Raw genomic sequence first — 13,623 nt, forward strand, 5'->3', positions numbered from 1 at the left:
AAATAATACACACTATAAATTGCTATGACTTACAGGTTACAAAGCGCAGCGGCAGGGAAAAAAGGCATTTTCAGATACTTCTGGTGTGTAAGCGATTACACCAGTGTGATCTGAAGCACAGTCTGATGCGCCTGGGTTTTCTAACATTTATAACAACAACAAGCGGTACTACCTAAACGGAGGCGTTATGCCTGATAATAAAAAACGCAGCAGAACATCGAACAAGGCCATGACCCTGTTCGTCTGTTTCCTTGCAGCCCTGGCCGGTCTGCTGTTCGGTCTGGATATTGGCGTTATCGCCGGTGCATTACCTTTCATCGCGAAAGACTTCAACGTGACTGCGCATCAGCAGGAGTGGATCGTCAGCTCAATGATGTTTGGTGCCGCCATCGGTGCCGTCGGCAGCGGCTGGATGTCTTCCTATCTTGGTCGTAAAAAGAGCCTGATGATCGGCGCGGTGCTGTTCGTTATCGGCTCTCTGTGGTCCGCATTTTCGCCAAACCCGGAAATGCTGATTGTTGCCCGCGTCCTGCTGGGCCTGGCTGTCGGTGTCGCTTCTTACACCGCACCGCTCTACCTGTCTGAAATCGCCCCGGAGAAAATTCGCGGCAGTATGATTTCGCTGTACCAGCTGATGATCACCATTGGTATTCTCGGTGCGTATCTTTCCGATACCGCATTTAGCTACACCGGCGAATGGCGCTGGATGCTGGGCGTGATTACCATCCCTGCCCTGCTGCTGCTGGTTGGCGTCTTCTTCCTGCCTAACAGCCCACGCTGGCTGGCGGCGAAAGGTGACTTCCGTAGCGCCCAGCGCGTGCTGGACCGCTTGCGTGACACCAGCGAGCAGGCCAAACGTGAGCTGGATGAGATCCGTGAAAGCCTGAAGATCAAGCAGTCCGGCTGGTCACTGTTCAAAGACAACAGTAACTTCCGCCGGGCGGTGTATCTGGGCGTGCTGCTGCAGGTGATGCAGCAGTTCACCGGGATGAACGTGATCATGTACTACGCGCCGAAAATCTTTGAGATTGCCGGCTACACCAATACCACCCAGCAGATGTGGGGTACGGTGATTGTCGGTCTGGTGAACGTGCTGGCCACCTTTATTGCTATCGGTCTGGTGGATCGCTGGGGCCGTAAGCCAACACTGATCCTCGGCTTTATGGTGATGGCGCTGGGGATGGGAATTCTGGGTACCATGCTGCACGTCGGTATTCACTCCGACACTGCACAGTACTTCGCGGTTGCCATGCTGCTGATGTTTATCGTTGGCTTTGCCATGAGTGCCGGTCCGCTGATCTGGGTACTCTGTTCTGAAATCCAGCCGCTGAAAGGGCGCGATTTCGGCATCACCGTTTCCACCGCCACTAACTGGATCGCTAACATGATCGTTGGCGCCACCTTCCTGACCATGCTGAACAACCTCGGCAACGCCAACACCTTCTGGGTCTACGCGGCGCTGAACCTGTTCTTCATCGTGCTGACGCTGTGGCTGATCCCGGAAACGAAAAACGTTTCGCTGGAGCACATCGAACGCAATCTGTTGGGCGGTAAAAAACTGCGCGATATCGGTCAGCGATAACTGACCTGTACTCTGGCCGGGGCAACCCGGCCAGCTTATTGCTTATCCCCTCATCCCACCGTATCCTTGCCCTGATGAAACCTCAGAGACTCCCCATCGCCCTGCAACAGGCGGTTATGCGCCAGCTGCGTGAAAAATTGCAGCAGGCTAACCTGCGCCTGGAACGTAGCTACCCGGAACCGGCGCTGGTCTATCAGCAGCGCGGCACCGCGGCGGGCACGGCATGGCTGCAAAGCTGGGAAATTCGCCTCAACCCGGTACTGCTGCTGGAGAACCAGCAGGCGTTTATCGATGAGGTGGTGCCGCACGAGCTGGCGCATCTGCTGGTGTGGAAGCACTTTGGGCGCGTCGCCCCGCACGGTAAAGAGTGGAAGTGGATGATGGAGAGCGTGCTCGGCGTCCCTGCGCGTCGCACCCATCAGTTTGAAATCAGCTCGGTACGCAGCCGTGCTTACCCCTATCGCTGCCGCTGTCAGCAGCACCAGCTCACCGTCCGCCGTCATAACCGGGTGATGCGTGGCGAGAGCGAATATCGCTGCCTGAAGTGCGGGGATATTTTAACAGCGGGTGATTTCCAGGATTCTTAAAAACCCCTATTTCGTTTAATAATCAGTCGATATTGGACTGATATCTCAGCCAATTATTCGTAATTACGGGTACTTCTGTTACTCTCCACGCCTCTTTCATGGATTACAGATTTACTGGAATATGTCTCGCAAAATTTGGGCCGTTTTGGCTGTCACCCTGCTGCTTCCCTCCTTCTTTACCCAGGCACTCAGCCTGGATAACTATCACCAGAATAGCTTCGGCCAGGCTAAAGCCTATGCGGCGCAGATCAATGCCGCCGCCCCTGGTAGCTTCTACTGCGGCTGTAAAATTAACTGGCACGGAAAAAAAGGCGTGCCGGACCTCGCATCCTGCGGTTACCAGGTACGTAAAGATGCTAATCGCGCCGGACGCATCGAGTGGGAGCACGTGGTTCCGGCCTGGAGCTTCGGCCATCAGCGCCAGTGCTGGCAGAACGGCGGGCGTAAAAACTGTGCTAAAGACAGCGGCTATCGCCGTATCGAAACCGACCTGCACAACCTGCAACCGTCGATTGGAGAGGTGAACGGCGACCGCGGCAACTTTATGTACGGCCAGTGGAACGGTGGAGAGCAGCAGTACGGTCAGTGCGCGATGAAGGTCGACTTCAAGAATAAGCTGGCCGAGCCACCTGCCCGGGCGCGCGGCGCCATTGCCCGCACCTGGTTTTACATGCGCGATCGCTACCAGCTCAGTATGTCGAAGCAGCAGACGCAGCTGATGACCGCCTGGAATAAACTCTATCCGGTCAGCCAGTGGGAGTGTGAGCGCGATGAGCGCATTGCCAGCGTGCAGGGCAACCATAATCCGTATGTACAGCGAGCTTGCCAGCGGTAAAATCACTGACCTACACTAAGCCGCATTCACAGCGATTTGATAACTTTCAACAGGATTTCCATGCGTATACCCCGCATTTATCACCCTGAAGCTTTAGACGTGGGCAGTGAAATCGCCCTGCATGACGATGCGGCAAACCATATCGGGCGCGTACTGCGCATGGTGCCGGGCCAGCAGCTGGAATTGTTCGATGGCACAAATCTGACTTTTTCCGCCGAGATTATTCAGGCCGATAAAAAAAATGTGCGCGTCAAAATCACCGCAGGCCGCGCCGATAGCCGCGAGTCACCGCTGCACCTGCACCTGGGGCAGGTCATGTCACGCGGTGAAAAGATGGAGTTCACCATCCAGAAAGCGGTAGAACTCGGAGTAAATGTCATTACCCCCTTGTTTTCTGAACGCTGTGGCGTAAAGCTGGATGCCGATCGACTGGCGAAAAAAATCCAGCAGTGGCAGAAAATCGCCATTGCCGCCTGCGAACAGTGCGGTCGCAACAGCGTGCCGGAGGTTCGACCGGCGATGGCACTTGACGCCTGGTGTGCCGAGCAGGATAGCGGGTTAAAATTAAATCTTCATCCGCGGGCAGAACACAGTATTAATACCTTACCGCTGCCGGTTGAGCGGGTTCGCCTGTTGATTGGACCGGAAGGCGGGCTGTCAGCGGATGAAATCAACATGACAGCGCAGCACGGCTTTACCGATATCCTCCTCGGGCCGCGCGTATTGCGTACCGAAACCACCGCCCTGACGGCCATTACCGCCCTGCAGGTGCGCTTTGGTGATTTGGGTTAAACACAGCTAACTAATTTAGAGCGTAGTGGAGAAAAGAATGATCAAGCTTGGCATCGTGATGGACCCGATTACTTCCATCAACATAAAAAAAGACACCAGCTTCGCCATGCTGCTTGAAGCTCAGCGCCGTGGTTATGAAATTCACTACATGGAGATGAACGATCTCTATCTGCGTGGCGGTGAAGGCCGTGCGCGTACCCGTCTGCTGAGCGTTGAGCAGAACGTTGATAAGTGGTTTGAATTTGGCAGCGAACAGGACATCCCCCTGTCCGATCTCAATGTGGTGCTGATGCGTAAGGATCCGCCGTTTGATACCGAATTCATCTATGCCACCTACATCCTTGAGCGTGCAGAAGAGAAAGGCACGCTGATCGTCAATAAGCCGCAGAGCCTGCGCGACTGTAACGAGAAGCTGTTCACCGCATGGTTTGCCGAGCTGACGCCGGATACGCTGGTGACCCGCAACGCCAGCCAGATCCGTGAATTCTGGCAGCAGCACGGCGACATCATCCTGAAGCCGCTGGACGGCATGGGTGGGGCGTCCATTTTCCGCGTGAAGAAAGAAGATCCTAACCTGTCGGTGATTATCGAAACGCTGACCCAACACGGCAGCTTCTACTGCATGGCGCAGAACTTCATTCCCGGCATCAAAGACGGTGACAAGCGCGTGCTGGTCGTGGATGGTGAGCCGGTGCCTTACTGCCTGGCGCGAATTCCAAAATCGGGCGAAACCCGTGGCAACCTGGCCGCAGGTGGTCGTGGCGAAGCGCGTCCGCTGACCGAAAGCGACTGGGAGATTGCCCGCCGTGTTGGTCCAACCCTGAAAGCAAAAGGACTGATCTTTGTTGGTCTGGATATTATTGGCGACAAGCTGACGGAAATTAATGTGACCAGTCCAACCTGCGTTCGCGAGATCGAAGCCGCATTCCCGATTTCTATCACGGGTATGCTGATGGATGCGATCGAAAAACGCCTGGCCTGATTGTTGCGGCGGGGCCGGATTGCCCCGCTGCTCACCCTTAACGCCCGGGCTTTACAGCCCGGCCGTTAACCAGACTACAGAACATTAAGTATGAATTTACAGCATCACTTTTTGATTGCCATGCCTACGCTGCAGGACCCGCTGTTCAAACGTTCAGTGGTCTATATCTGTGAACATAATAGTGATGGAGCGATGGGGATAATCGTCAACAAACCGATGGAAAACCTGACGGTTGACGGCATCCTGCAAAAATTGAAAATCTCCCCGGCACCGCGTGATAGCGAAGCGAAGCTGGATAAGCCGGTGTTTGCCGGCGGTCCGCTGGCGGAAGATCGCGGATTTATTCTGCATTCGGCGCAGAAAACCTTTTCCTCCAGCATTCGGGTGTCGGATAACACCGTGATCACCACTTCGCGTGACGTCCTGGAAACACTGGGCACGCCCGAGCAGCCCGAGCACGTGCTGGTGGCGCTGGGCTACTGCGCCTGGGAGAAAGACCAGCTGGAAACCGAGCTGCTGGAGAATGCGTGGCTCACCACCCCGGCCAACAGCAATATCCTGTTCCACACGCGTATTGCCGAGCGCTGGCGTGAAGCGGCGAAAAGTATTGGCGTGGATATCCACAATATCGCCAGTGATGCAGGGCACGCCTGATGAGCCCTCAGACTCTGCTCTCTTTCGACTTCGGAACCAAAAGCATTGGCGTGGCCATTGGCCAGCAGCTGACCGGTACCGCCCGCCCGCTGGCTGCTCTCAAGGCCAACGATGGCGTACCCGACTGGAACAAAATTGAAGCGCTGCTGAAAGAGTGGCAGCCGGACCGCGTGGTGGTGGGGTTACCGCTCAATATGGATGGAACCGAGCAACCTCTCACCGCGCGGGCGCGTAAGTTCGCCAACCGCCTGCACGGCCGCTTTGGCGTACAGGTTGATCTGCACGATGAGCGCCTCAGCACCGTCGAGGCACGCGCCGAACTGTTTGAACGCGGCGGCTTTCGCGCCCTGAGTAAAGGCAGCGTCGACTCGCTCTCTGCGGTGATTATCCTGGAGAGCTGGTTCGAGAATAATTACGAGTAGCCAGAGTAGATAGTGCATATCCCCGGCACGGTGCGACCGGAACAAATGGTCGCACCCTACAATTCCGGTCGCCCCGCAATCAACCTGCGGCCAATAACCCCCTTCTCTGCCGCTCCGCCATGCTCTGCTCGAAGGTCTGCATCCCCAACTGACTGCCGGTCTGTAATAGCGCGGGCAGCTGGTGTGTTTTACCCTCGCGGATCAGGTTCGCTACTGCCGGGCTGTTGACCAACACCTCGAACAGCGCTACCCGCCCCTGCTGCGCCGCCACTAAACGCTGAGCGATCACCGCTTGTAAACTGCCTGCCAGCTGGCTGCGCACCAGATTCTTTTCGCTGCCCGGAAACACATCCACCAGCCGCTCCACTGCCTGAGCGGCGCCGCGGGTGTGCAGCGTCGCCAGCACCAGGTGCCCGGTCTCCGCGGCGGTGAGCGCCAGCTGGATTGTCTCGGCATCACGCAGTTCCCCCAGCAGGATCACATCAGGGTCCTCACGCAGCGCCGCGCGCAGCCCATCACCAAAGCGGGTAAAGTGCTGGCCCATTTCACGCTGCTGGATCAGCGACTGCGCGCTGCTGTGCAGAAACTCGATCGGGTCCTCCAGCGTCAGGATATGGCGGCGCTGCTGCTGATTCATCGCCGCAATCAGCGCCGCCAGCGTGGTCGACTTGCCGCTGCCCGTCGCGCCGACGACCAGCACCAGCCCCTCCTGAAGCTGTAGCAGCGTCTGGCTGATGGCGGGCAGGTGCAGCGCTTCCAGCGGCGGACAGTGGCTGGCAATCAGGCGCAGCGCCAGCGACAGGCCGCAGCGCTGACGAAACAGGTTGGCGCGCAGCCGCACGCCATCCGGCATGGTCAGGGCAAAATCCACCTGCCCGCTGCGCGCCAGCTCCTGATGCTGGGCCGTGCTCAGCCAGCGCAGCGCGAAGCTCTCCAGCCACTCATCGCGCATCACCCCTTCACCCTCAATGCGCTCCAGGCGACCATTACAGCGCCAGAAGGGATAATGACCACTGCAAAGGTGCAGATCGCCTGCATTATGCTTTACACTAAGGGCCACAATTTCTTCAATATCCATATTTTCTCCCTGACTATGACTTCGATTGAGCACAACTTACGGCATGTCCAGCTGCGGATCTCAGCGGCGGCAGCACAGTGCGGGCGCGATCCGAAAGAGATTACGCTGCTTGCAGTGAGCAAAACCAAACCCGCGAGCGCGATCGAAGAAGCAGTGGCTGCCGGGCAGCGCTGCTTCGGCGAAAACTACGTGCAGGAAGGCGTGGATAAAATCCAGCTGCTGGCTAATCCCGCACTCACCTGGCACTTTATCGGTCCGCTGCAATCCAACAAGAGTCGGCTGGTGGCGGAGCACTTTGACTGGTGCCATACCGTTGACCGTCTGCGCATTGCCAGCCGCCTTAACGACCAGCGCCCGGCAGGGTTAGACGCACTGAATGTTCTGATTCAGGTAAATATCAGTGACGAACAGAGTAAATCAGGCATTATGCTGGCTGACCTGCCTGCGCTTGCTCAGCAGATAGCGGAAATGCCGCGTCTGAGACTGCGCGGGCTGATGGCAATCCCGGCGCCGGAAAGCGACTACGCACGCCAGCTGGCGGTGTGTCAGCAGATGGCGCAGGCTTTCACGCAGCTGCAACAGGATTACCCCGGCGTCGACACGCTGTCGCTGGGAATGAGTGACGATATGGCTGCTGCTATAGCGGCGGGCAGTACCATGGTGCGTATTGGCACTGCAATTTTCGGCGCGCGCGACTACGGTCAGGCCGCTGCTAATCACAACAACTGAGGAACCTCATGCTAGCGTTGATCTTTCTGGTAACAACCGTGATGGCGATTTATATCAAAGTGTTGTTACTGCGCATCTGGATGCAGTGGGCGCGCTGCGACTTCTACAACCCGTTCTCACAGTTTGTGGTGAAAATCACTCAGCCGGTGGTAAAACCGCTACGACGCATTATCCCCTCTATCGGGCCGCTGGATAGCGCTTCCCTGCTGATTGCGTATATCGTCAGCGTACTGCTCGGGCCGGTGCTGCTGCGCCTGTTCGTACCGGATCCGATCTTCCTCTACCTCGGTCTGGTGATCCTGGTGAAAGCCGCCGGCGTGCTGGTGTTCTGGGTAATTATCGTGCGCTCACTGATGAGCTGGATAAGCCAGGGGCGCAACCCGGTTGACTACGTGCTGATCCAGCTGACCGAGCCGTTAATGGCCCCGGTGCGCCGCATTATTCCGGCGATGGGCGGCATCGATTTCTCAGCAATGGCGGTGATCCTGATCCTCTACATGCTGAATTTCTTAGGCCTTGAATATATCCCAGGCTGGGCCCAGTTCTAATCTAACCGTCGCCTTTTACCCTACAGGTGCGTTGGTCGCCTTCCTGTAGGGCAAAATTCCCGGTTATATCACTCTTGATTGTTGTGGATTAACTATGCAAAAAGTTGTACTCGCCACCGGCAACCCCGGTAAAGTTCGTGAACTGGCTGACCTGCTGGCCGCGTTTGGCCTTGATATCGTGGCGCAGACGGAACTGGGCGTGGAGTCAGCCGAAGAGACCGGCCTGACCTTTATTGAGAATGCCATTCTGAAAGCGCGCCACGCGGCAGCCGTCACCGGCCTGCCGGCGATTGCCGATGACTCCGGTCTGGCGGTTGATGCGCTCGGCGGCGCACCGGGAATCTACTCGGCGCGCTACGCGGGCCTTGACGCCAGCGACCAGCAGAATCTTGACAAGCTGCTGGTCACGCTGGATCCCGTGCCGGATGGCCAGCGCCAGGCGCAGTTCCACTGCGTGCTGGTCTATCTGCGCCATGCTGAAGACCCAACCCCGCTGGTATTCCACGGCAGCTGGGAAGGTGAAATCACCCGCGCTGAAGCAGGCCAGGGAGGATTTGGCTATGACCCGATCTTCTATGTGCCGGAATTAGGGAAAACGGCGGCAGAGCTGACAAAAGACGAAAAGCGTGCGGTTTCTCATCGCGGTAAAGCGTTGAGCCTGCTGCTGGACGCCATGAAAAATGGTTAAGCTGCCCCCGTTAAGCCTGTACATCCACATTCCGTGGTGCGTACAGAAATGCCCGTACTGCGATTTCAATTCCCACGCGTTAAAAGGCGAAGTGCCGCACGAGGAGTACGTGCAGCACCTGCTGAACGATCTGGATATCGACCTGCCGCTGACCGGCGGGCGCGAGGTCAGCACCCTCTTTATTGGCGGCGGCACCCCGAGCCTGTTAAGCAGCGAAGCGATGCAGATGCTGCTGGACGGCGTGCGGGCGCGCCTGCCGCTATCGCCAACGGCTGAAATCACCATGGAAGCCAACCCCGGCGCCGTGGAAGCCGACCGCTTCAGCGGCTATCAGCGCGCGGGCATCAACCGCATCTCGATTGGCGTGCAGAGCTTCAGCGCCGCCAAGCTGGAGCGGCTGGGGCGCATTCATGGCCCCGAAGAGGCCCGGCGTGCCGCAAAGCTGGCGGAAGACCTCGGCCTGCGCAGCTTTAACCTCGACCTGATGCACGGCCTGCCCGATCAGTCGCTGGCCGAAGCGCTGGACGATTTACGCCAGGCAATTGCCCTCAACCCACCGCACCTGTCGTGGTATCAGCTGACCATTGAACCGAACACGCTGTTCGCCTCACGGCCGCCGCGCCTGCCGGATGAAGACGATCTGTGGGATATTTTCGAGCAGGGGCATCAGCTGCTGAGCGCCGCCGGCTATCAGCAGTATGAGACTTCGGCCTACGCCAAACCGGGCTATCGCTGCGAGCACAACCTAAACTACTGGCGCTTTGGCGATTACCTCGGCATCGGCTGCGGCGCGCACGGCAAGCTCACCCAGCCAGATGGCACGATTATTCGCACCACCAAAACCAAGCATCCGCGCGGTTTTATGGCCGGGAAATATCTTGATAAGCGCCATGAAGTGGCGGACAGCGAGAAGCCATTCGAGTTCTTTATGAACCGTTTCCGCCTGCTGGAAGCCGCGCCGCGTGCCGAATACAGCCTTTACACCGGTCTTGCGGAAAGCACCATTCGCGCGCAGATCGACGAGGCACTGGCGAAGGGTTACCTGACGGAAACCGCGGAATACTGGCAGATTACGGAGAAAGGAAAGCTGTTCCTGAATTCGCTGCTGGAGCTGTTTTTAACGGAATAAAATTTAGGGGTCAGGCCCAATTTACGTACGGGTCATGCTCAATTTACGTACGGGTCAGGCATGCCTGACCCCTACAAAATCACGCTTATTTCAGACCGGCAATCAGCGCCTTGCGTTGCCCTTCCAGCGCGGTCACGCGATTACACACCTCATGACCAAAGTTCTGGAAATCCTGCTCCTGATTGCTCCACTCGGCCTGAATTGCCTGCTGTAAGCCACCAAGGTTGCCCATAATCGCCTGCAGCGGATTATCGCCGCTGGTCTGCTTGCTGCCCATCTCGTTCAGGCTGTCCTGCACCACGCCACCCAGCGCGTTCTGCACCAGCTGTTCACCGTCCTGACGTACCTGATTGACCGCCTGATGGTGGAAGGTCAAGCCGTCGCTGCGGTGCTCAATAATGCGGTTCATCTGCTGCTTGAGCTGGCCGTCCAGCGTCGTCAGGCGCTGACGCACCTTGCTGTTTTCACCCAGCTTCTGCACCACCACCCGGTCCAGCGCCACGCGGCCTTTCTCCAGGCGCTGCTGGGCACCACTATCGATCCATGGCAGGTCGCGGCGCAGTGCGCTTTGGTAATCAATGGCTTTCTGGCGCGTGGCGGCGTCAACATCGACCACTTTGCCGTTGCGCTGCACATCGCCTACCGGAGAGATTGCCAGTTTACCGCTGGCACCCACCACCTCAACCTGGTTCGGGCTGATGATGATGTCGTCCTGAGGATTCACGCTGCACTGATAATCTGCCTGTGCCTGACCGGCGGCCAGCAGCAGTAATGCCCCGCTGAAAAGCGCTTTGCGCATAAATTTCGCTCCTTGATTGAGAAAGGGCCGATCGAAAAAAGATCGGCCCTTACAATGGGTGATGTGCTTTCTCTCGAAGGGGCTGACCCTCTTTTTAGGTCAGCCCTGACAAGTTAGTCCCACCAGACGTCGAAAAGTTCGGTCACTTTAACATCGTTTAACTTACGCGCTTCCAGCCAGTTCTTCACCAGTTCGCGGTGCTCATCGGTGCATTTACCGATTTTCTGCAGGCAGATCAGGCCTTCCCACTGCAGGTAGCCGCTGCCGTCAAACGCCAGGCCGTTAGGGTCGATCACTTCATTGATCAGGGCATCAACCGTACTGTCGATGGTCTCTTCGCTACTGCCTTCCGGGAAAGTGAAGCCCACGGAAAAACCTAACTCCTGAAACTCATCAATGTGCATTTTCTTACGAAGACGACGACTGCGTTGTGTAGCCATTATTTAACCCTCTCAAACATCAGATCCCAAACACCGTGGCCAAGACGCTGGCCGCGCTGCTCAAATTTAGTTAACGGTCGTGATTCCGGGCGTGGCACCCAGTTAGCCGTTTCAGACTGGTTTTTGTAACCGTCGATGCTGCTCATCACTTCGAGCATATGTTCGGCATAGGCTTCCCAGTCGGTTGCCATATGGAACACGCCGCCCAGCTTCAGCTTGCGCATCACCAGTTCGGCAAACGGCACCTGTACGATGCGGCGCTTATTGTGGCGCGCTTTATGCCAAGGATCGGGGAAGAACAGCTGCACCATACGCAGCGAATTATCCGGGATCATGGTGTTCAGCACTTCCACCGCGTCATGGCACATCACGCGCAGGTTATCGACGCCCGCTTCCTGCGCCGTAGCCAGGCAAGCCCCTACGCCAGGCGAGTGCACTTCAATGCCGAGGAAGTTCTGCTGCGGATTGCTGGCCGCCATTGACACCAGCGAAGCGCCCATGCCAAAACCAATCTCTAATACCACCGGCGCATCACGGCCAAACAGCGTGGTTAAATCGACCGGTTCCGGCTGATACTCAACGCCCATCACCGGCCACAGCTGATCCAGCGCCTGCTGCTGGCCTTTAGTCAGACGGCCCTGGCGGCGCACAAAGCTGCGGATCCGGCGCATAGCGCGGCCGTTTTCGTCAAATTCCGGTGAGATAACATCGTTTTTCATGATTCTGCCTGCGGCTGTGCACTTTGGAAAGCGGGCATTATGCCTTCAGGAAGGCAAAACATAAAGACCGCCCTGCTTGTCAGCTTACCCGGCTAGCAGTATAGACGCCGCAGGCATCGCTGGCTGCATCCGGCCAGCAATGCGATAACAAATTACCGTGATTATCCGGTTTACACTCCTTACTGTCTGTGCTGGAATCCCTGCCTGATTTTTAGCAACGACAGGGCGGCGGTTTCGATGATGCAGGCAGCACAATTTTCTCAGCAGGTACTGGCGTGGTATCAGCGCTTCGGGCGGAAAACCCTGCCGTGGCAGCTGGAAAAAACGCCCTACAAAGTCTGGCTGTCCGAGGTGATGCTGCAACAGACGCAGGTCGCCACCGTCATCCCCTATTTTGAACGCTTTATGTCACGCTTCCCGACCGTTACCGACCTCGCCGCCGCGCCGCTGGATGAAGTACTGCATCTGTGGACCGGCCTCGGCTATTACGCCCGCGCGCGCAACCTGCATAAAGCGGCGCAAAGGGTGGCCGAGAAGCATGGCGGTCTCTTCCCGCAAACCTTCGAAGAGGTCGCTGACCTGCCCGGCGTCGGGCGCTCTACCGCCGGGGCTATCCTCTCTCTGGCGCTCGGTAAGCATTTCCCTATTCTTGACGGCAACGTGAAGCGCGTGCTGGCGCGCTGCTATGCGGTGGACGGCTGGCCGGGGAAAAAAGAGGTGGAGAAACGCCTGTGGCAGATCAGCGAAGACGTCACCCCTGCCGAAGGGGTCAGCCAGTTCAATCAGGCGATGATGGATCTGGGCGCAATGGTTTGCACACGCTCCAAACCCAAGTGCGAGATCTGCCCGCTGAACCTCGGCTGCATTGCCTATGCTAACAGCAGCTGGGCACAGTACCCTGGCAAAAAGCCGAAGCAGACTATCCCACAGCGCACCGGCTGGCTGCTGCTGATGCAGCAGGGGCAGGATGTCTGGCTGGAGCAGCGCCCGCCGGTGGGGCTGTGGGGCGGGCTGTTCTGCTTCCCGCAGTTCAGCACTGAAGAGGAGCTGCGCCAGGCGCTACGCAACAACGGGGTGGATGACCAGCGGCTGCAGCAGATGACTGCCTTCCGCCACACCTTCAGCCATTTCCATCTGGATATTGTGCCTATGTGGCTGGATCTGCCTTCGGCCCGTGTGGCAATGGATGCCGGGCCGGGTCTCTGGTATAACTTAGCGCAGCCGCCCGCCGTAGGGCTGGCCGCGCCGGTGGAACGTCTGCTACAGCAGCTGCGTCAGCCGCAGCAAATGGCGCTGAGCGCTCGCGCGACAGAAGAAGAGGAAGAGTAATGAGCCGAACTATTTTTTGCACGTTCCTGCAACGTGACGCCGAAGGGCAGGACTTTCAGCTGTATCCGGGCGATGTGGGTAAGCGCATCTACAACGAGATTTCTAAAGAAGCCTGGTCAAAGTGGATGGCAAAACAGACTATGCTGATCAACGAAAAGAAACTCAGCATGATGAACCCAGATGACCGTAAGCTGCTGGAGCAGGAGATGATTAAGTTCCTGTTTGAAGGCCACGAAGTCCATATCGAAGGTTATACCCCGCCAGAAGAATAAGCGTTGGGCCTCACAGATGAGGCCCTCTCAATTGTGGG

General features: G+C 57.4%; 17 protein-coding genes. 13 read left to right on the forward strand and 4 right to left on the reverse strand.

Annotated features, from left to right (window positions below; genetic code table 11):
- Nucleotides 1-187 precede the first annotated feature (187 nt).
- The 7 genes from J2Y91_RS03950 (at nucleotide 188) to ruvX (ending at nucleotide 5,854) form a co-directional block, all read left to right on the forward strand.
- Entirely contained in the window at nucleotides 188-1,582 is a 1,395-nt protein-coding gene (locus J2Y91_RS03950; RefSeq protein WP_253537385.1) for a sugar porter family MFS transporter, read from the forward strand.
- A gap of 74 nt (nucleotides 1,583-1,656) precedes the next feature.
- Nucleotides 1,657-2,169 carry a SprT family zinc-dependent metalloprotease gene (locus tag J2Y91_RS03955; RefSeq protein WP_133622802.1) on the forward strand — a complete coding sequence of 171 codons (513 nt, stop codon included), beginning with the start codon at nucleotides 1,657-1,659 and terminating at the stop codon, nucleotides 2,167-2,169.
- A 121-nt stretch (nucleotides 2,170-2,290) separates the two neighbouring features.
- Nucleotides 2,291-3,004: a deoxyribonuclease I gene (gene endA / locus J2Y91_RS03960; RefSeq protein ID WP_253537387.1), complete on the forward strand. Its 714-nt coding sequence runs from the start codon at nucleotides 2,291-2,293 to the stop codon at nucleotides 3,002-3,004.
- Between the two features lie 60 nt (nucleotides 3,005-3,064).
- Nucleotides 3,065-3,796 carry a 16S rRNA (uracil(1498)-N(3))-methyltransferase gene (gene rsmE, locus J2Y91_RS03965; protein ID WP_253537390.1) on the forward strand — a complete coding sequence of 244 codons (732 nt, stop codon included), beginning with the start codon at nucleotides 3,065-3,067 and terminating at the stop codon, nucleotides 3,794-3,796.
- A 37-nt stretch (nucleotides 3,797-3,833) separates the two neighbouring features.
- Complete coding sequence (gshB, locus tag J2Y91_RS03970) at nucleotides 3,834-4,778, forward strand: glutathione synthase (RefSeq protein WP_048917246.1); 945 nt, start codon at nucleotides 3,834-3,836, stop codon at nucleotides 4,776-4,778.
- Between the two features lie 90 nt (nucleotides 4,779-4,868).
- On the forward strand, nucleotides 4,869-5,432 hold the full coding sequence (locus tag J2Y91_RS03975; RefSeq protein WP_048917247.1) for a YqgE/AlgH family protein: 564 nt from the start codon (nucleotides 4,869-4,871) through the stop codon (nucleotides 5,430-5,432).
- Entirely contained in the window at nucleotides 5,432-5,854 is a 423-nt protein-coding gene (ruvX, locus tag J2Y91_RS03980; RefSeq protein ID WP_208864869.1) for a Holliday junction resolvase RuvX, read from the forward strand. Before J2Y91_RS03975 ends, ruvX begins: the two co-directional genes overlap by 1 nt.
- 79 nt (nucleotides 5,855-5,933) lie before the next feature.
- Here the strand turns inward: ruvX and J2Y91_RS03985 are convergent, their stop codons facing one another.
- Entirely contained in the window at nucleotides 5,934-6,932 is a 999-nt protein-coding gene (locus J2Y91_RS03985) for a type IV pilus twitching motility protein PilT (protein WP_253537393.1), read from the reverse strand.
- Nucleotides 6,933-6,947: 15 nt separating this feature from the next.
- Between J2Y91_RS03985 and J2Y91_RS03990 the strand changes: the two genes are divergently transcribed.
- The 4 genes from J2Y91_RS03990 (at nucleotide 6,948) to hemW (ending at nucleotide 10,026) form a co-directional block, all read left to right on the forward strand.
- Nucleotides 6,948-7,661 carry a YggS family pyridoxal phosphate-dependent enzyme gene (locus tag J2Y91_RS03990; RefSeq protein WP_253539447.1) on the forward strand — a complete coding sequence of 238 codons (714 nt, stop codon included), beginning with the start codon at nucleotides 6,948-6,950 and terminating at the stop codon, nucleotides 7,659-7,661.
- Nucleotides 7,662-7,669: 8 nt separating this feature from the next.
- Nucleotides 7,670-8,209, forward strand: a complete 540-nt coding sequence (locus J2Y91_RS03995; RefSeq protein ID WP_048917250.1) for a YggT family protein — start codon at nucleotides 7,670-7,672, stop codon at nucleotides 8,207-8,209.
- 94 nt (nucleotides 8,210-8,303) lie between these two features.
- The gene (locus J2Y91_RS04000; protein ID WP_048917251.1) at nucleotides 8,304-8,897 is read left to right on the forward strand and encodes an XTP/dITP diphosphatase; all 594 of its coding nucleotides are present in this window, start codon (nucleotides 8,304-8,306) and stop codon (nucleotides 8,895-8,897) included.
- The gene (gene hemW / locus J2Y91_RS04005) at nucleotides 8,890-10,026 is read left to right on the forward strand and encodes a radical SAM family heme chaperone HemW (protein WP_230050462.1); all 1,137 of its coding nucleotides are present in this window, start codon (nucleotides 8,890-8,892) and stop codon (nucleotides 10,024-10,026) included. Before J2Y91_RS04000 ends, hemW begins: the two co-directional genes overlap by 8 nt.
- Nucleotides 10,027-10,111: 85 nt before the next feature.
- On the opposite strand, the gene J2Y91_RS04010 is transcribed toward hemW, so the two are convergent.
- The 3 genes from J2Y91_RS04010 to trmB form a co-directional block, all read right to left on the reverse strand.
- A complete protein-coding gene (locus J2Y91_RS04010) occupies nucleotides 10,112-10,825 on the reverse strand; it encodes a YggN family protein (RefSeq protein ID WP_253537396.1) in 714 nt (237 codons plus the stop codon).
- A 113-nt stretch (nucleotides 10,826-10,938) separates the two neighbouring features.
- On the reverse strand, nucleotides 10,939-11,265 hold the full coding sequence (locus J2Y91_RS04015; protein WP_048917254.1) for a YggL family protein: 327 nt from the start codon (nucleotides 11,263-11,265) through the stop codon (nucleotides 10,939-10,941).
- Nucleotides 11,265-11,984: a tRNA (guanosine(46)-N7)-methyltransferase TrmB gene (gene trmB, locus J2Y91_RS04020; protein ID WP_133622796.1), complete on the reverse strand. Its 720-nt coding sequence runs from the start codon at nucleotides 11,982-11,984 to the stop codon at nucleotides 11,265-11,267. The genes J2Y91_RS04015 and trmB overlap by 1 nt, the downstream gene beginning before the upstream one ends.
- 240 nt (nucleotides 11,985-12,224) lie before the next feature.
- Between trmB and mutY the strand changes: the two genes are divergently transcribed.
- A complete protein-coding gene (mutY, locus tag J2Y91_RS04025) occupies nucleotides 12,225-13,313 on the forward strand; it encodes an A/G-specific adenine glycosylase (protein WP_253539450.1) in 1,089 nt (362 codons plus the stop codon).
- Complete coding sequence (locus tag J2Y91_RS04030) at nucleotides 13,313-13,585, forward strand: oxidative damage protection protein (RefSeq protein WP_048917257.1); 273 nt, start codon at nucleotides 13,313-13,315, stop codon at nucleotides 13,583-13,585. The genes mutY and J2Y91_RS04030 overlap by 1 nt, the downstream gene beginning before the upstream one ends.
- Nucleotides 13,586-13,623: the final 38 nt, after the last annotated feature.

Origin of the sequence: Erwinia aphidicola, assembly GCF_024169515.1 — a bacterium.
Lineage (GTDB): Bacteria > Pseudomonadota > Gammaproteobacteria > Enterobacterales > Enterobacteriaceae > Erwinia > Erwinia aphidicola.